We start from the raw sequence: 19,119 nt of genomic DNA on the forward strand, positions 1-19,119 counted from the left end.
AATTTATTTATTGATGAAATAAAAAAATACGCAGCATCATCATTACAATCCCCTGGATTCATCGCACCGGGTTATTACGATATACCACAAGGGGCACGCTATGCTATGACCAATTAGCGATCACCTCAGTCTTTAGCAAAGTATACCGTAGGTACTGTTTGGCTTTAGCCATGTTTTAACTACTCCTGTTGAGGTTTTTGGCGTTTTACTGGCTTTGGAGTAGGTCTATTTTCTGCAGCAGGTGCAGCAGGTCTTGATGATGGTCTTGGACTATCACTTCTCTTGACAGGACGAGTTTTTTCCCCATCTTGTCTGCGGAATGGTTTTTTCCCTCGGTCAAAGCGCTTTTTCTTAAACTTATTGTTGAACGGATTGCGTTTTTTCGGTAAATCGGCAATTAGTTCAGCTTTACCGATTGTTAAGTTATCGGCTTGGCGCTCTACTTCAAAATCCCAGAATTTACCAACTGCTTTGGTATCCAGTTTGCCCTTCAGTTTAACCTTGAAATACTTGGGTTTATCAGATGCTTTCCGAGGAGCTTGTTTAATTTTTACAACCAGGCTTTCATCGCCATAGGATTGGTAAACAACTTCACCTCGAATGGAGAAACCACCATCGGCAACTTCTGATGAAGGAATAAAGTTATCTGTTGCTTTTTTATCAGTTTCTGAAGAAGATGGATCTTCTTCCATTTCTTCTTGTGGTGAAGCTTCAGATTCTTCAAGCGCATCTGGGGATTTTTTCGCCAGATTTTCTGGCTCCCAAACACCAACTATTTGGACGTGTAACTGGTCATTTTCTTGTCTGGTTCGGGGATAAACTACCCATAAGTGCTCTTGCTCTAGAGAAAGGTGGTTTTTTACCAAACTCATAATTCGACCGAGAAGGACAGCGTTTAATTCTGTACCATCTGCGGTCAGCAGTAAGCCTTGGGTAAATTGTTCGCTGCTAGCTTGATAACGCCCTCTAACTAATCCAATGGCTCGGTATTGCATCGGTTCGCTAGGGGGTGGAATTGGTTGCTGACGACTATCATTACTTTTATTTTCGTCAGCATCGGTATGGCTAGCCTGTGAATTGTCAACTTCAGCTGCGGGAGCATCCGTATGCTCAAGCGCCGGTTTAACAATATTATTTTCTGCCTGATCGGGGGCAGTGGAATTGGAAGATTCAGGTGACGGCATCAGGTCGGAATTCATAAAAACTCCTTGCGGCGGAGACACATCCCGTAATGGGACTTAATAATATTGCGGTTCTCAAAAGCTTTTGTGCGGCAGATCGAAGTAGATAAATTCAATTTGCCACCCAATCGCACAGTGTGTGATACTAAAAACGCATTTGGAATGCATACACACACTAAATGTGTAATTTAGCGCCTTTATACTAGTTTCGGAAGCATACCATAGCTACAAATCCAACAATTTATCCTAAAATCATTGCTAGACTTGGCTGTTCAAATGCCTGTTTGTTATAAAGTTCACAAGCAATTCATGGTATTCCGCAAAGTTTGTAAATTTTTTGGTTTTTTCAATTTTTACAGTCCATAATTTGTAAATTAGAGTAAAGGAAAGTTTTGTGTCTCAAGCACGCAATCGCTGGATGGTGTTTTTGGTTTTAGGTTTGGCTGGTGTGGGTTTGCTTGGAGCTTCAGTTGCTCCCCTTATCGCTGCTTTTAACAACGAGCAATCCTCAAACGAAGAAACTGCTACTGTAAGAAACACACTTAAAACAAGTTCGCCTGCAGCAGCACAAATCTCCAAACTCACGAAAGACGTACAGTTTTATCAACGTTTGTCTCAGGAGGAGCCAGAAAATACAGCTGCTCTCAAGCGCCTCATCGAAGCAAGGCTACAGCTATTAAGTCTAAAACAAGGTGACATAAAAGCGGTAATTGAAGATTTAGAAAAGTTAGTAAAAAAAGCTCCCGAACGAGCAGAATATGCTGTATTGCTCGGTCAAGCTAAGCAGCAAGTAGGCGATAAAGAAGGTGCTGCCAAAGCTTTTCGTTCCGCTTTGAAAACTAAACCCGGCGACTCTAAGGTGCTAGAAGCATATGTTAGTCTTTTGCTCCAACAAAAACGACCTCAGCAAGCTATTAGCTTGTTGAAAGATAACCTCTCTACTGCAGCAAAAGCAAATAAAGTTGAGCCAGGCAGTATTGATGTTACAGCAGTTCAGACTTTACTTGGTAGTGTTTATGCTAAGGAAAATCGCTATGGGGAGGCGATCGCTGCTTTTGATATCGCCATTAAAAATGATAAACAAGATTTTCGTCCGGTGATGGCAAAAGCATTATTACTTAAGCAACAAGGGAAAGTAGATCAAGCAAAACCATTGTTTACTAAAGCTGCAGAACTAGCCCCTGCTAAGTACAAGGATGAAATTAATCGTCAGGCAAATAGCACTCCGAGCCCAAATCCTACAGCTTCCACAACTGAAACACCTTCGTCCAAAAATACTCCTAAAGAGTGAGTACAAAGTATAGTATTCTGCGATGCTATGGGCAGTGCAAGATGGTCTTATTGCCCTGTGCTAACAAAATTCGAAAGCTATAGCGCTATGTACAAATCATTAGCGAATCCGTAGTTAGCACAGCAAAAAGGACCGCGCCCGTAGGGTGACTAAAAGCTTGCAGTTCACAGCTTTTAGAATTGAATTCATAACGAATTGCCCAAACTAATTACGTAGTTATGATTTTTATGACTGCTAAAGTGGCAAAGATCAGAAATAGAAATCCACCAGCAAAAGTGAGTTGACGTTCGGATATTCGTCTATTCAAGAATCGCCCAGAAGTAACTGCGATCGCAGCACAAATTGTATGTCCCAAAATAGCACCTGAACTCACTGCTACAGGATTATTTCCTGCCGCTAAAGCAATAGTGGCAATTTGGGTTCTATCTCCCCACTCAGCAGTAAATATTAATAAAAACGCTTCGAGGAAAATCAGAAAAATATTTTTGTAGCTAACATTTTTATACTTCGGTATTTTTTTTTCTGCTGCATTTACCTCAGCATTTGCCTCTTTTATTATTTCTGACTCGCCAATGATTTTATCCATCCTAATGGCGTCATAAAGTAGTTTTATCCCAAAAACAAAAAATAAAATAAATTCTGCGACCTCAATGTAAATTTTCGGTAACAGTGAAGCAACTTGTCCTAGGAGTGCAGAAAGTACAGTCATTAATCCTAAAGCAGCAATCGCAGCTAACAATACCAATTTTCGCGAGTGCTTTATAGACAAAATCATGGCGATAAAAAAAGTTTTATCACCAAGTTCTGAAATTCCAATTAATAGTAAACCTTTAGTAAAAGCCTCTAGCACTTTCTCAAGCTCCCTGATATTTACAAATCCTGCGAGCTTGATGAGAGTTGCAAGACTTCACCAAGCTCGCATCTCTACGAACTTAGTGAAGGTCTCGCTTACTTATAGCTTATGAAGTATTCTTCTAAAAAGCCTTATGTTACCGAACCAGGCTCATCACCAGTATGTTGATTCAGGTACATTGGCAGCATTTAATGCTTTACCAACAGCTACTCCCCTTCATTAATAAGTAATTATACTGCAAATTGCTTAATCTTTAGTAAAAACTCAAAAGTAACAAGTAACANCAATTGCAGGCCACCAAATTTCATTTTGGTGGGGGCCTTAAACCCTTGCTCCCTCCGGTCACCAGAAGCCTTACGGCACAGGCCTTCTGCCTTCTGCCGTCGTACTTCTGCCTTTCTTGGTAACAAATTACCTAATCTCCAATCTCCAATCTCCAATCCTCAATCTCCAATCAATACTTTCGTTCCTTGGGTTGAAACATACTTATATTTACAGGAGCATACCGAACATCAATATCAGCACTTGAATAATAAGCCATCGTATGGCGGAGAAACTTAGTATCATCTCTTTGAGGATAATCATCTCGACAATGAGCCCCGCGGCTTTCCTGGCGATTCAAGGCTGATGTCATTATCATTTTACCTACCACCATCAAGCTTCTTAATTCCAGAGCTTCGATAATTTCTGTATTCCAACCACTACCTTTGTCATCTAAGTATATTTCTGCACACTGCTGCTGTAGCTCTTGGATTTTTTCTAATCCCTTACTCATTAATGCTTCTGTACGGAAAACACCACAATATTGGGTCATGCAATCTTGGAAAGCTTGACGAATTTCTCCAATGCGATATTTTCCAGACTGATTTAACAAGCTTTGAATTTCCTCTTTTGCTTGTTCGAGGTATTCTTGCTCGTCTATGGTAGGTAATTTACGATTTTGGACATACTGAGCGATCGCAGCGCCGGTTCTACGTCCATAGACTACACACTCTAACAAAGAGTTGCTACCCAGGCGATTAGCTCCATGAACTGAAACGCAAGCACTTTCCCCCGCAGCAAAAAATCCTTCTACTAAGGTATCAGCACTACCACGGACTTTCCCATCAGTATTAACAGGAATTCCACCCATACAATAATGAATGGTTGGACGTACCGGAATTGGCTCTATTACCGCATCAACTCCCACCAGACGGTGTGCTTCTTCCCAGCAAAAGGGAACGCGACTCATGATTTTCTCTTTACCCATATGTCGTAAGTCCAGGTGCACAAAGGAACCACCAGCACTACCATCAGAATTAATTCCCCGTCCTGCATTAATTTCACAGGTGATTGCTCGAGAGGTGATATCTCGCGGCGCTAGTTCCATGCGAGAAGGAGCATAATTTGTCATAAATCTTTCTCCTTCCGAATTAATCAAATAAGCCCCTTCCCCCCTTACGGCTTCGGAAATGAGTACACCTACAGGATATAAACCAGTGGGATGAAATTGGACGAACTCCATATCTTCTAGAGGTAATCCCGCCAAAGCCGTCATTGCCAAGCCATCACCAGTGGAAGCATAATCATTGGAAGTAGTATTAAAAACTCGACCATAACCCCCAGTGGCAAACATTACAGCTTTAGCCCGAATTACCTCTAAATGTCCATCGAGAATTCGGTACGCTACCACGCCTTTTGCTTGACCTTCAGTCAAAATTAAGCGCATTACATACCATTCATCTAAAATTGTTACCCCGAAGCGCCGTAGGTTATTTACTAACTCATGAAGAATCGCATGACCTGTTTTATCTGCTGCGTAACAGGTTCGATTGTGGGAATGTCCACCAAAAGCACGTTGGGCTATACGTCCGTCCGGTAGACGGGAAAATAAAACTCCCATGTGCTCCAAATCGATCACAACATCAGGTGCTTCCTGAGTGAGAATTTCTACTGCATCTTGATCTGCTAAATAGTCAGAACCCTTAACTGTATCAAAAGCATGAGCTTTCCAGCTATCTTGCTCATCAACATTTTTTAACGAAGCAGCAATACCCCCCTGTGCTGCAACAGAATGGGAACGAATCGGGTGAGTTTTAGCTACAACTGCAATTTTCAAACTAGGATCGGTCTTGGCAATTTCAACCGCAGCACGAGACCCAGCCAATCCACCCCCAACAATAATTACATCAAATTCAAGCATAATTAGTCCCTGATATCCTAGATTGCAATTTTTATTTTTATGTACTTACTAATCAATAAAAATTATCAAATTCTCAACTCAAACACACAAAAATTCCCTGCTTCACACAGGGAAATATAGTTACATTAGGTATTGGTTTATAGTCTACCCGCGAATAACTTAAGTATGTAAATTCGTTATTTTTATTTCCAACAAATTATTGATTTAACTATTCGCTTGTACGGGTCTTTGTCCTGAAATACCACTGGGTATTTTGTCCATACTACTTTCAGTATCTATAGCAGATAATTCTACGTGATTTAATAAGGTGGTTACGAAGGCAAATAGCAAAAATGGTAATGATAGCAAGACAACTAAACCTACTGTGGCTAGAGCATATACAGGACGTCTAGCACCCATTAAAGCTAGGGCTGATGCCAAACTCAAAGTAACCGTAATTAACCAAACAACTATCTGACCATAAATATCGCCAAAAGTTAGGGTACAGACAAAACGATATTTTTGAATATTATTCATGGGATTTGTCTCGTCGCTTTCCTTAAGTTCTACCTTAGAGCCTGGTTTTTATTTCAGACAATTTCTCAATATTTTTGCATCAATTGTAATATCACTTAATAAACTCTTAGCCAAGCTCTTAATTCAAGGCAATTATTGACAGTTCTAAAATCGGATTCATGGAAATTTGTGATAAAAATTAATAATTTAATTAAGCTTTAGCAAACAAAATAATTAGCGTCAATAAAATTATCAAGGTATTTTACTACTCTCAATTTGATATTTTTGTAATTAAATAATTAAATAATATTTACTTAATAAATCTTAGTAAAAAATACGTTGTTAATTTTAAAGAATAATTTTAGAAAATATTTTGGACACCTCTCTAATTCTGAAATTTTCCACACTCATTCCTAAAAAAGTTAGAAACAAACACAGAACAACTACTAAACGTGGAAGATATAAAAGCACCCAAATTGATTTGAACCTAAACTGATTTAACAAAGATGTCGTCACCTTCGATTTTGGTCGCATAAATTGTCAGAGGTACTCTTGCTGGTGCTCTTGTTACTTGACCGTCAGCAGTAAATTCTGATTGATGACAAGGACAAACAAATTTCTGACGATCGCTGTTCCAATCCACCGCACAACCAGCATGGGGACAAGTAGGATCGACAGCTACGGGATTATCTGTATTGGATATTTGTACTAACAAAACTTTACCAAAAGCAGCCCCTTCCTGAAGTAATTGTTTGTTAGCATCTAAATTGGCTTTACTACCTACTTTTTGCCAATCTTTGATCACACGGCGAGAGGAACAAGCAGCAATCGTCACCGGTAAAAAACTTGCTAACGCACCTACGCCAACCCAAGAAATAAAATCACGTCTATTCATCGTATTCCGTTGTTTAACCCTAGGATTTCTTAGTTATTTATTTAACACTAAAATTCTATAGGGATGGGTAAAACGGGATTATGCTAATTTACAAAAAAATACTAAAATTGCGTGATTTTGGCTGTAAAAAATTTTTTGGAATTACTGGTATTTCTGATTAATAAAATTGATTTTCAGCGTAAAATTTTGCCCATATAACTTCCCCAAAGTTGCGCAGCTTGGGCACTACTACCTCGTGTGGGAGAATTATTGTCATTTCCCAACCAAATACCAGTTGCAATCCTTCGACTGGGGACAAAGCCGATAAACCACAAGTCAACATTTCTATCAGTGGTTCCAGTTTTACCTGCGGCTCTTAATCCAATCTGTGCTCCACGACCGGTACCTCTGGTAACCACCTGCTGTAGCAACCCGGTCATTCTATTAGCAATACTAGTTTTAAGAACTCTTCTGTTTGCTTCCCGATCCTGATCGAAGGAGTAAATAACCCGACAATTTTTTGGGTTGTTATCCGGACAATCGCTGCTGTCTAATATTCTACTAATGGCATGGGGGCGATTCCACAAGCCTTGATTGCCAATAGCCGCAAAAGACCCGGTCATTTCCAAGACATTAACAACACTTTGACCCAAAACTAATCCAGGAACTGGATCGAGCTTGGATTTTACCCCCAAACGCTGAGCATTTTCTACTACATTATCAAGTCCTACGTCCTGTGCTAAACGTAAGGCTATTGGGTTTTCTGAAAGAGCAAGACCAGTTGCAACATCTAAACTACCAGTGCTACTCGTTCGACAGGGTTTATACCTAAAACCCCGCCACACTAAAGAGGTACAAGAATAATTTCTTCCTAAAGAAATACCTTGTTCCAGTGCAGCAGTATAAGCAAAAACTTTAAAGGTTGAACCGGGCTGTCGTTTTGCTTGAAAAGCACGATTAAACTGACTGGTTTTGAAATCGGTACCCCCCACCATTGCCAAAATTCCACCAGTACTTGAATCAAGAGTTACTATTGCTCCTTGGGAAAAGCGAAATCTTGAGCCAGCATTACTCACATGATTTTTTAATTCAGTTTCTGCTTGTTTTTGGATTTTTGGATCTAATTGGGTTTCGATAATTAAATTTCCTTCTGTGGCGAGTTCTCGTCCCAAAATAGATTCTAATTCTTGAAAGACATAGGTGTAGAAATAAGGCGCGATCGTTCCTGCTTGTCTCTCACAAACTTTAGGATCGATTTCAATTGCCGAACGGCGCGCGCGATTTGCTTCTTGTTCTCTAATTTTACCCTGGCTTAGCATCCGTTTAATTACACGGTTACGATAGCCAATAATTGATTGTTTACTCCTAGCGCTACCGCAAAAGTTAAACCCGTTAGGTGCTGGTAAAATTGCAACTAAAGTCGCAGCTTCTGCAAGAGTTAGTTCTTTAGCCGATTTTCCAAAATAATAATTAGAAGCATCCTCAAAACCGTAAGTATCAACACCCAGATAAACTCTGTTTAAATAAGTTAGTAAAATTTTATCTTTGCTATAAAAAGTTTCTAATTTTAAGGAAACGATCGCTTCTCGTAATTTTCTTCCTAGAGAATCTTGCCTTCCAACATAATCGCGGAACAAACTGCGTGCTACTTGCTGGGTAACTGTACTCGCTCCCTGTTGGACATCGCCACTGCGGGTGTTAATTAGTACCGCTCTGGTTACTCCTAAAGGATCTACTCCAAAATGCCAATAATAACGGCTATCTTCTGAGGCTATTACTGCATTAGCTAAATATGGCCCAAAATCAGAGATTTTCTTTTTATCTACATGTTTAATACTGTTGGGTCTACGTAAAGGAGTTTCCCCATCACCAGCATAGATAATTACAGGTGCCCTTGTGGCTCCCGGTAAAGGTCGCACAGGAAATTTTAACCACTCAATACCAATTACCAATGCAACTAAAGTTGTGACACCAACAACCCCATAACCGGCAAAAGTTACAGCCTTAAACAGTAAAGGTGGTGGATCGATATACTGGAGTCGCACAGAAGCTGCTAATTCTGGTGGTCCCAGGGTAAGGACATCTCCATGTCGCAGTTCTAAGGAATTAACACGGCGCTTGCCACGATAAATTCCATTAGTTGAGCCTTCATCCTTGATAATGAACGCGGGCTTGCGTTGTGTTGAATCCCGCGACAGGGACAGATGAATTTGGCTGACAACTGGATTGCGTACAATGATATCGCAGGACTTAGAACTGCGACCTAGTACATACCGATCGCCCAGTAGCGGGTATACCTCTGCCTTATCCGTCCCGGTATCTTGCACTAATAATTCCGGCACTCTAGCATTTGGCTTGAGTGCCAGTTTAGAAAAATCAACCCTCGCTTGAAATGTCTGTACTGCTTGAGTCATTTGACCAAGGAAGGTTTTTGGTTTTTGTGGGGGTTGGGAGGAACTCATCGACTATTCACACCAGGGTTATTACTGAAGAATCGGGCGAACTGCAATTTACGATGCTGGTTATTCCACCATTCTACTAATCAGCCGTCGGAGACATCGGCTCTACGGAATAGTTTCCAATTACGATAAACATAACAATACAATCTCTACCAATTTTTTTAGTTGTGTTTTTTACTACATTGTGTTGTCATGAATAATGCTGTCATTGGGTTCAGATTGTCAGATAATTATAGTTTGTATACCCTCATTCAGGAAGATTTAACTCGAAGTTCGATATTTTTGCAAGGTCGCGATCGCTGAAGTCATGATAAAATTGTGACTCAATTTACATAGAGGAACACTATCTTGTAGAAATATACATCCCCATATGGGAAGATTTTCTAAATGTTATAGTCTGATTTAATGAGCGGAGTATTATGTTGAGGAGGCTAATTTTACTATGAAGGGAAAATTATTTACCCTTTTCGGGACTGTTTTGACCCTAGCATTAGTAGGTAATGTAGCAGTAGTACGAGCAGAGGGAGAATCCAAGGCTCCCAGCGCAGAAGATATCAACATCAGTCCAGAAGGTATGGAGATTTTATGTGAGAAAACTCCATGGAATAGCCGTTGTGAAGGAACTCAAGCAACCACAAGCGATACTGACACCGAAAAAATCACTGTACCGGCAGACACTACAGACACAACAGATACTACAACTCCGGATCCAACCACTCCGGATGTAACAACTCCGGATCCAACAACTCCGGACGTAACAGTTCCGGATGCAACAACTCCGGATCCAACAAACATTAATCCTGTTACTCCCGTACCTGGTACTACAGCTCCAGATGCAACAACTCCGGATCCAACAAATATTAATCCCACACCTGACAGCACACCAGATGCAGCTACACCAGATTCCGACCAATCTGGCGATATAATTCAGCAAGATACAAATCAGCAGGAAAGAATCCAAAATCAAAACATGAATCAGCAGCAGGAAATTAAAGTTCCTGATAGTTCTGCTCCAGATAACATGCAAACACCAGGAAGCGGTTCAAATGATGACCCATCAAATTTAAATACTCCTGCGACCCCAGATCAAAATTCAGATAGTCCTGCGACCCCAGATCAAAATTCAGATGGTCAAAGCGGATTTTAGTCTGTGTCTTAAGATTAATCTTATAGAGCACATGAGTTCCGTTGAAGATTGAGATAAATTCCAATTTCCAAAGATTAACACTCTTAAGTTCTTTCCCATAAGGTGTTCTGATACCAAATTACGGTTTTTCCCAAATAATTAACTTTAATTTGGATAACAAAAATATTTGAGATATTTTAGGGCGAGCTAAATAGCTCGCCCTTTATATGCAATAAAATAAAGTCTTGGAATACGTTAGGCGCTATAATACTTTTTGTCTGTAGGGTTTTGGCTTTTCTAGCCATATTCCTGGCTTTCGATATCTGATATTCTTTTCTCTTATATTTTGGTGTTTAATTAATTAATTAATTAATTAGTTCATTAGTTAAATATAATTTATTTATTTATTTATTTGGCTAATTGTAAATTATTAAAGCAATCTTTCAAAAGCTAAAACAGTAAAACTAAAACTAGAAGAAAAATATAAAATCAAGCTCATTACCTAAGTTTGTGCTGACTACTGTTGGGTTTTTGTTGAAAATAACTAATCAACAAGCAAGCAAGACCAATATTAATAGATACATCAGCGATATTAAAAACAGGAAAATCGATCAACTTAAAGTGTAAGAAATCGATTACATAGCCCAACATAAACCTATCAATACCATTACCTACAGCACCTCCCAATATAAAGCCATAACCCAATTGCTCCCAACGATTTAAAGTTGGACCAAATATTGCAAAAGCAATTAATCCTAAGCTAACAATTAAGGAAAGCCAGCGCAACCAAGACACATGTCCGCTAAATAAGCTCCACGCTGCACCATAATTATGTACATAGGTAAAATGAAATACACCTGTTATCAGCGCTTGTGTCTGTTTCAAAGTAAAGTTTTGTTGAACCCAAAATTTGCTTAATTGATCCAAAACAAGCATAAATAAGGCAGCAATCCAAAAAAAGCGATTTTTAAAACTCATAATAAATGATTTGGTGCTCGTTACTGGAACTTCAGAATTTCAGGTAGTAATACGGATTTTAAACCTTACAAGAAAGGAAATTTAATAAATAAATCAGGGAAAGTAAAGGGAAGCAGAAAATCTCAAGAAGGTTATAGGATTCAGGTTTTAGTTCCAGACTCATCTTCACAGCAGTAATCCTAAAACCATGATCGAGTAATGGAAGAAAACAATTAATTAATAATATTCTTAATAAAACATTAGGTGTCGCAGAACGTATGCAAGTACTGTCACAGCGCATACTACTACTAATTGTCCCGGAAGTGCGAACCAGGAATATCTTAGGATTGCTTGTGTTAAACTCAAAGCCTCTGTACCTTTAAACTGAAAAAAATAGCTAATAAACAAATAACTAATACCGCAGATGTGTACGGTAAACAAGCCAATTAGACAACTAAATGCTAAAGTTTCCAATTTTGGTCTGGCTTTGAAAGCGATTAAGCCACATAACCAAGCTCCGGGAATAAAACCAAGCAAATAACCAAAGTGTGCTAGCTTAACATAGCCAATACCCCCACCTTCAGCAAAAACAGGTAATAAAGTTAAGCCCATCACTAAATAAGCAATTTGGGAAAGTGCTCCAGCATTCTTTCCACCCAAGCAACCGACGAGCAAAACTGCGCCGATCTGATAAGTAACACCTAAAGAAAAAGTCTGAATTCCTTGCTTACTCCAACCAAAAGGCAGGGTGGTAAAATATGCTTCTAAAAAAGTTCCACCCATAGTTAGCAGTAAGCCAATCATAGACCATAGTAATTGATTGGATGCAGCCAACATTCGTTAATATAGATTAATCAGAGTTTTAGATTTTAAATCTGGGTAAAAATAATGATAAAACTTTTACTCAGAAAATTACAATTGTGAAAGATTCGCTACAAGATAAAATAAATAGATAACAAGAAAAAAGAGATATATTTACTTTTCTATTGACAATTAATTCTACCTCGATGGCTTTATATCAAATACAAAATACTATTTTATCAATAGCCAACAACTTATTTTTCGAGCGCAAACAATATTAAGCATAGCCTCATTGAGCTTTATTCGCTAGTTCTTCAGTACATTTAATAAGCTTCACAGAGCACAAAATTAGATTTCAGTTCCATATCGCGACCCTAAAATTAGTTTGTTACCCTGCAACAAGCAACATTAACGATAGGAAGACTTAACTCTTTAATTTATTGGTACTCTGTGCCACAAAAGTTTTGAGACAAGTATAGCCATTAACTTTAGTCATTTATTGGATTGAGTACTTTTATGCTACTGCTTACTCCAATGATTTTTAAATCTTAATGATTGTTGAATTAGTAATACCTACGCTGTTAACTGATTGGCAAAAGCATACTTGATTTTGCTTCTATTGGCTGCGAAATGCTCGTATTGAAGAGTCATATTGTCAGCCTTATAGCCAGTAATTTTCAAATAAGTATGTTTGATATCATTTTTGATTCGCAAGGGCTTAAGCGTAGATTCGTGGTTATAACTCCGCATTACGAAATAAAACTTCATCAAAAAAAATAAAATAATGACATTTATTTTGTTCCTTTTCTAGTAGTATATTCGGTAATTATAAATATCTACCTAATTAACAGTTATTTGTATATCAGTAAATATATTTAAGACTAAATTTTACTCAGTATTATTTACACATAAATTTTGATGATTTAACGTATCTAAAAAACTACTAAGCAAAGATAATTAAACTTTAATTTTGCTACTTTATTAGTGGTTGAAAATCTATACTTTGTTAACCTTACCTTTACTCTGACGCGGTATATTATAATCGCTCAGCAGCAAAATTAGTAACAACACCTCCATGCTTTTTTCTAACCCTGTAAATAATACTTCTAGAATTCTCAAGACTCTTTCTGTATTAGCACTAACAGTTTCTTTAGCAGCCTGTGGTGGGCAACAACCCGAAGGTGGTGAAAACGCCGAAGGAACAACCGGTGATGCGACTAATACTACAGCCAGTGGCGACAAATTAGATTTAGGTGGAAAAGTTAATCTTAATGGAGCTGGCGCATCTTTTCCAGCACCTTTATATCAAACCTGGTTTAAAGGTTTAAACGAAAAAAATCCTGATTTACAAGTAACATACCAATCCGTTGGTAGTGGTGCTGGTGTAAGACAATTTACCGCAGAAACCGTTGACTTTGGTGCGAGTGACGTCGCAATGAAGGATGAAGAAATTGCTAAGGTTTCTCAAGGCAGAGGCGTACTTTTACTACCAATGACTGCTGGTAGTGTGGTACTTGCTTATAACTTACCTGGAGTAAATGAACTCAAATTATCCAGAGAAGTTTACACTGAAATTCTTCTAGGTAAAATCAATAAGTGGAACGATCCTAAAATTGCTAAAGATAATGCAGGAGTAAATCTACCAGACAGAAATATTACGGTGATTCACCGTGCTGATGGTAGTGGTACTACAGGAGTATTTACCAAGCATCTAAGTGCTATAAGCCCAGAGTGGAAAGAGAAAGTGGGTGCAGGTAAAACTGTAGAATGGCCTGTTGGAGTTGGTGGGAAAGGCAACGAAGGTGTAACTGCTCAGATCAAACAGACTGAGGGTTCAATTGGTTACATCGAGTATGGATACGCGAAAAATAATAATGTAACTTTTGCCGCTTTGCAAAACAAAGATGGAGAATTTGTTACACCAACAGATGAATCTGCATCTCAAACTTTATCTGCTGTAACTTTGCCAGAAAATCTCCGTGCTTTCATTGAAGATCCAGAAGGGAAAGAATCTTATCCTATTGTGACTTACAGTTGGATCTTGGCTTATAAGAAATATGACAATCCAGCTAAGGCTAAAGCCATGGAAGCAATGATTGAATATGGCTTAACTGAAGGTCAGAAGGTGAGCAAAGAATTGGGCTACGTTCCCTTACCAGAAAATGTCGTTCAGAAAGTTGCAGCAGCAGCTGATGCAATCAGTCCTGACTATAAAATTGCTGTAGGCGCTTCTCAAGCAAGTAAGTAGTCTGTAAGTAAGTGGCATGGGCATCCTACGCTTTGCGTTAAGTCTAATTACAACGAAACGATGAATTGTGAATCGCGATCATTGATAACATTTATTAACAAATATAATTCACAATTAACTGCTGACTAAATACGTTTATGTGGTTCGCTCCCACATTTCTCTGTATTTAACCATAATTCAATATGGGTTAATATTTTTGATTGGTAAATATTTCCATGACTACAAATCCCCAAGATGTTCGTTCGGCACTTCCTCACCGTTCGAAGTTGGATAAGTCACTTGATAAAGGTTTTGTTTCGTTAACACGGGTTTTTGCACTGGCTGTAGCAGCTGTATTGTTAACAATTGCAGTTCAGGTTGCAGTTCAAGCTTTACCTGCAATTCAAGAGTTCGGGGCTAATTTTATTAGTCAAAGTTCTTGGAATCCTGTCAGAGAAAGCTATGGAGCACTACCTGTAATTTACGGTACTTTGGTCAGTTCTTTTATTGGTCTCCTAATTGCTGTACCCATTGGCGTTGGGACTGCAATTCTATTGAGTGAAAATTTGCTTCCGGTCTCAATTAGAACAGTATTAGTCTTTTTAGTAGAATTACTAGCGGCAATTCCTAGTGTTGTATACGGTATTTGGGGAATTTTTGTATTAATTCCTTTCCTAGGAGATCTTGCAGGAACCATCAATCAGTACTTTGGCTGGTTGCCGATTTTTGGTACTCCCAGTTCAGGAACCTTAGAAGGTCCCGGTATGTTACCAGCAGGGATAATTCTGGCAATTATGACTTTGCCAATTATCACTGCAATTTCTCGAGATGCTTTAATCTCCGTACCTCGTAATTTACGGGAAGCAGCAGTTGGTTTAGGTGCAACCCGTTGGGAAACAATTTTAAAAGTTTTGGTACCCGCAGCTTTTTCTGGTATTGTCAGCGCTGTAATGTTGGCACTAGGTAGAGCAATGGGCGAAACAATGGCTGTAACAATGATTATTGGTAATTCCAATAAAATCGAAGCTTCTTTGTTTGCTCCGGCTAACACAATTTCTTCTTTGTTAGCAAATCAATTTGCAGAAGCTGATGGTATTCAAATTGCAGCTTTAATGTATGCAGCTTTGATTTTGTTTTTCCTAACTTTAATAGTCAATGTTTTAGCTGAATTAGTAGTCCTACGGGTGAAGAAACTGTAACATCAGAGGTATGTTCAATTATGACTTCTAGCTTTTCCGAACAGCCTGAAGGACTCGCCAAAGGTAGTTTGAAACGTTCTTCAAGTTCTCCCCGAACCTTGTTCAATTCATTCATGAACGTTGTCGCATTTACATGCGGCTTATTAGCATTGTTGCCATTGTTAATGGTACTTTCCTATGTACTCATTAAAGGATTTGGCAGTTTAAACTGGGGTGTTTTTACAGAACTACCACCTACTCCTCTCGAGCAAACTGGCGGAGGTTTTCGCAATGCTATTGTTGGAACACTCTTATTAGTGGGAATTGGTAGTGCAATTAGCGTCCCTTTTGGAGTTTTAGCAGCAATTTATCTTACAGAATTTAGTTCTGGGAAAATAGCTCGCTGGGTGCGCTTTGCGGCAAATGTTTTAAGTGGCGTACCATCAATTATAGCTGGTGTTTTTGCATATGGTATTTTGATCGCCACGAGGATAGTTAATTTTTCACCCATTGCTGGTGGTGTTGCGTTGTCAATTTTGATGTTACCAATTATCGTCCGAACCACAGACGAAGCACTACAGTTAGTCTCTAACGATTTGCGACAAGCAGCCGTAGGTTTGGGATGTACTAAATTTCAAACGGTTGCACAGATAGTACTACCATCTGCTTTACCAGCTATTGTCACTGGTACGACTTTAGCTGTTGCTCGTGCAGCAGGAGAAACTGCACCAGTAATTTTTACAGCTCAGTTTAATCAATTTGCATTTAGTGGTTTCGACCAACCGATCGCCTCTTTAGCTGTATTGGTTTATAAATTCGCAACTTCTCCCTATCCCAACCAACAGTCACTTGCTTGGGCTGCTTCTCTGATTTTAGTGTTATTAGTTTTGCTAACCAGTATCATTGCTCGTTTAGCAACAGCACAGAAAAAGTATTAAGTAAACCGATTTGATATTCTAAGTTGCAAAATTTTTAATTGCAAGATTCTCACTACTTAAGGACTCTCATTTACATTTGAATAATGGCATATTATCTATGACTACCGACCTTCACAAAGCCGATAGCGCTGACACTAGTCTCGATACTGTTTTACGAACAGAGGGAGTCAATGTTTATTATGGTAAGTTCTTGGCTTTAAAGGATATTTGGTTAGATATCCCCAAAAATCAAGTTACAGCTTTTATTGGACCTTCTGGATGTGGTAAGAGTACTTTACTCAGATGCTACAACCGCCTTAACGATTTGATTGAAATATTTAGAGCAGAAGGCAAAATATATTATTACGGTGAAAATTTGTATGCGCCTGAAATCGATCCTGTAGAGGTAAGACGTCGAATTGGAATGGTATTCCAAAAACCCAACCCTTTCCCTAAATCTATTTACGATAATATTGCTTTTGGAGCCAAAATTAATGGTTACAAGGGGGACATGGATGAGTTAGTAGAACGTTCCTTAAGACAAGCTGCTTTATGGGATGAAGTCAAAGATAAGCTACGCCAAAGTGGTTTATCTATTTCTGGAGGACAGCAGCAACGTTTGTGTATTGCTCGTGCTGTTGCAACTCAACCCGATGTAATTTTAATGGATGAGCCTTGCTCGGCGTTAGACCCAATATCCACTCTACAGGTAGAAGAATTAATCCATCAACTCAAGAAACAATATACTGTTGTAATTGTGACTCATAACATGCAACAGGCTTCCCGGGTATCTGATATGACAGCTTTCTTTAACGTTAATACATCTGAAGGCGGTCGTACTGGATATCTTGTTGAATACGATCACACAGAGTCTATTTTCCAAAATCCCAAGCAACAAGCGACTCAAGAATATATCAGCGGTAGATTTGGTTAAAAAAAGTCCGAAAAATCAGTTAAAAAAAACTGTCTAGGGAATCATTTATCCCTAGTTTTTACTTTTGTAAGCAAATTATTCTAATTGATAAGATGTTTTAATTATTATTTATCAACGATAATATTTCTAAGACATTAATTTAATTCTAGTTTTAATCTGTATTACAGACGTACAAGCATCATTCTACGACAGTAAAGCTTACAGACTAATAAAAGCGGGCGGCGGGAATCGAACCCGCATCAATAGCTTGGAAGGCTATGGTTTTACCACTAAACTACGCCCGCGTTTTTGACTTATACAGAATAACATGCCGATATGTAAAAATCAAGGTTGACGAGGCATGATTTTTACTTTTACCAAAATTTGACTTAACTCGGGAGATCTACCACCGCTTTCAGCTGGGACATATTCTCGATCTTGAAAAATTTTTTCTGCATATTCTTGGTATTCAGGTGGTTTTGCTAACAAACTGTTGAAACTACCATCTTGATTAATAAATATCACTGCTTCAAATTCAGTTGGCTCGAGAATATTTTCAGTCGATAACGACAGAGAATTTATACCTTTAAGGTCAAATTCTTTTCTCCTAGTTGTTATATCGGCGGCTTTATCTTGTATATCTTTTTTCAAAGCAGTGCGATCAATTTCCCAAGTTGCGACAAATCCTCCAATATTAGATTCAGGTAGAGGTTTTCCCCCATCCGTTGTAATATCTGACCCGGTATTTGGAAATGGATTTTTTAAGTCTTCCTGCTCTCCTGTACTTCCCTTTAAATCGTTATTAAGATCGTTTCCGGAAGGGTTATTGGCTTTTTTTGGGTCGGGTAGGTCTTCAGTTTCCGAACTACTGTTTTCGGTAGTTTTGTCACTGGAGATTTGATTCTTGCTGTCTTGCTCGGAAGTATCTGTTTGAGGGTCTGAAAATTCATTTTTTGGTTTTTGTTCAGCTATTTGCTGTTGACGCTCTTGTTGCGCAAGTTTTTGTTTTAGAAGCTCTTCCTGGCGTTTTTGTTCGGCGATTTTTTCCTGAAGCTTCTGTTGAGCAAGCTTTTCTTGCTCGATTTTTTGTTGTATAAGCTCTTCCTGGCGTTTTTGTTCAGCAATTTGTTCCTGAAGTTTTTGTTGAGCAAGCTTTTGTTGCAGAAGTTTTTCTTCAAGTTTCTGCTCAGCTATTTGCTGTTGAAGTTTTTGCTTAGCGAGTTCTTGCTGTCTAATAACACCAACTCCGCTGGAGTCTTGATTTTCTAAATCAGTTTTTGTTTTCTGTGATGGAGGTGCTGAATTTAATTTCTGAGATCTGCTTACTTGTGAAGATGGCTTTGAATTTATTTTTGTTTGTGATTCAGATTTAAGTTTAGGCTTTGGCTTTAAATTTAGTTTCACAGGAGATTTTTTCTCCGAAGAAATTCTTATTAGTTCAACTGGAACTACAGAGGAAGAACTTCCCGCCGCATCAGAACTAAACTTATATTGAGCTAGCAGCCAGAAAGCAAGTAAATGCAAAACAACAGAGCTAAAAAATAAGATTATCCACAAACCTGGTGGATCTGCATACTTTTGTTGATTTTTAGTCAAAGTCGAGATTTTATCGCTAATAGACTGTGTCATAAAAAACTACACTTCCGTCTACCGTCAGTGCTATTA

General features: G+C 38.6%; 15 protein-coding genes and 1 tRNA gene. 6 read left to right on the forward strand and 10 right to left on the reverse strand.

Going from position 1 to position 19,119, the window contains the following annotated elements:
- Positions 1–179: 179 nt before the first annotated feature.
- On the reverse strand, positions 180–1,199 hold the full coding sequence (locus tag BC008_RS03560) for a hypothetical protein (RefSeq protein ID WP_027846356.1): 1,020 nt from the start codon (positions 1,197–1,199) through the stop codon (positions 180–182).
- 376 nt (positions 1,200–1,575) lie between these two features.
- On the opposite strand from BC008_RS03560, the gene BC008_RS03565 reads away from it, so the two are divergent.
- A complete protein-coding gene (locus BC008_RS03565; RefSeq protein ID WP_027846355.1) occupies positions 1,576–2,472 on the forward strand; it encodes a tetratricopeptide repeat protein in 897 nt (298 codons plus the stop codon).
- Positions 2,473–2,680: 208 nt separating this feature from the next.
- Here the strand turns inward: BC008_RS03565 and BC008_RS03570 are convergent, their stop codons facing one another.
- The 5 genes from BC008_RS03570 to BC008_RS03595 all read right to left on the reverse strand — a co-directional run bounded on the left by BC008_RS03570 (position 2,681) and on the right by BC008_RS03595 (position 9,338).
- Entirely contained in the window at positions 2,681–3,322 is a 642-nt protein-coding gene (locus BC008_RS03570) for a TMEM165/GDT1 family protein (RefSeq protein WP_027846354.1), read from the reverse strand.
- Positions 3,323–3,779: 457 nt separating this feature from the next.
- A complete protein-coding gene (locus tag BC008_RS03580; protein ID WP_027842554.1) occupies positions 3,780–5,507 on the reverse strand; it encodes a succinate dehydrogenase/fumarate reductase flavoprotein subunit in 1,728 nt (575 codons plus the stop codon).
- 204 nt (positions 5,508–5,711) lie between these two features.
- A complete protein-coding gene (locus BC008_RS03585; protein ID WP_058183145.1) occupies positions 5,712–6,023 on the reverse strand; it encodes a hypothetical protein in 312 nt (103 codons plus the stop codon).
- Between the two features lie 466 nt (positions 6,024–6,489).
- Positions 6,490–6,897: a QcrA and Rieske domain-containing protein gene (locus BC008_RS03590; protein WP_027842555.1), complete on the reverse strand. Its 408-nt coding sequence runs from the start codon at positions 6,895–6,897 to the stop codon at positions 6,490–6,492.
- A gap of 173 nt (positions 6,898–7,070) precedes the next feature.
- On the reverse strand, positions 7,071–9,338 hold the full coding sequence (locus BC008_RS03595) for a transglycosylase domain-containing protein (RefSeq protein ID WP_027842556.1): 2,268 nt from the start codon (positions 9,336–9,338) through the stop codon (positions 7,071–7,073).
- 439 nt (positions 9,339–9,777) lie between these two features.
- Here BC008_RS03595 and BC008_RS50280 point away from each other — a divergent pair, with 439 nt between their 5' ends.
- Positions 9,778–10,482 (forward strand): hypothetical protein, encoded by a 705-nt coding sequence (locus tag BC008_RS50280; protein WP_058183147.1) that lies wholly within the window; start codon positions 9,778–9,780, stop codon positions 10,480–10,482.
- A 477-nt stretch (positions 10,483–10,959) separates the two neighbouring features.
- On the opposite strand, the gene lspA is transcribed toward BC008_RS50280, so the two are convergent.
- Positions 10,960–11,439: a signal peptidase II gene (lspA, locus tag BC008_RS03605; protein ID WP_027842557.1), complete on the reverse strand. Its 480-nt coding sequence runs from the start codon at positions 11,437–11,439 to the stop codon at positions 10,960–10,962.
- Between the two features lie 228 nt (positions 11,440–11,667).
- On the reverse strand, positions 11,668–12,255 hold the full coding sequence (locus tag BC008_RS03610; protein ID WP_027842558.1) for a biotin transporter BioY: 588 nt from the start codon (positions 12,253–12,255) through the stop codon (positions 11,668–11,670).
- A 1,039-nt stretch (positions 12,256–13,294) separates the two neighbouring features.
- Between BC008_RS03610 and pstS the strand changes: the two genes are divergently transcribed.
- The 4 genes from pstS (at position 13,295) to pstB (ending at position 17,475) form a co-directional block, all read left to right on the forward strand.
- Positions 13,295–14,467 carry a phosphate ABC transporter substrate-binding protein PstS gene (gene pstS, locus BC008_RS03615; RefSeq protein ID WP_027842559.1) on the forward strand — a complete coding sequence of 391 codons (1,173 nt, stop codon included), beginning with the start codon at positions 13,295–13,297 and terminating at the stop codon, positions 14,465–14,467.
- A 215-nt stretch (positions 14,468–14,682) separates the two neighbouring features.
- Positions 14,683–15,645, forward strand: coding sequence for a phosphate ABC transporter permease subunit PstC (gene pstC, locus BC008_RS03620; RefSeq protein WP_027842560.1), 963 nt, complete (start codon positions 14,683–14,685; stop codon positions 15,643–15,645).
- A gap of 20 nt (positions 15,646–15,665) precedes the next feature.
- Positions 15,666–16,562 carry a phosphate ABC transporter permease PstA gene (pstA, locus tag BC008_RS03625; protein WP_027842561.1) on the forward strand — a complete coding sequence of 299 codons (897 nt, stop codon included), beginning with the start codon at positions 15,666–15,668 and terminating at the stop codon, positions 16,560–16,562.
- A gap of 97 nt (positions 16,563–16,659) precedes the next feature.
- Positions 16,660–17,475, forward strand: a complete 816-nt coding sequence (gene pstB, locus BC008_RS03630) for a phosphate ABC transporter ATP-binding protein PstB (RefSeq protein ID WP_027842562.1) — start codon at positions 16,660–16,662, stop codon at positions 17,473–17,475.
- Positions 17,476–17,688: 213 nt separating this feature from the next.
- On the opposite strand, the gene BC008_RS03635 is transcribed toward pstB, so the two are convergent.
- Both BC008_RS03635 and BC008_RS03640 read right to left on the reverse strand, forming a co-directional pair.
- Positions 17,689–17,759, reverse strand: a tRNA-Gly gene (locus tag BC008_RS03635).
- A gap of 40 nt (positions 17,760–17,799) precedes the next feature.
- Entirely contained in the window at positions 17,800–19,083 is a 1,284-nt protein-coding gene (locus BC008_RS03640) for a hypothetical protein (protein WP_027842563.1), read from the reverse strand.
- Positions 19,084–19,119: the final 36 nt, after the last annotated feature.

The sequence above is a fragment of the Mastigocoleus testarum BC008 genome (genome assembly GCF_001456025.1).
Lineage (GTDB): Bacteria > Cyanobacteriota > Cyanobacteriia > Cyanobacteriales > Nostocaceae > Mastigocoleus > Mastigocoleus testarum.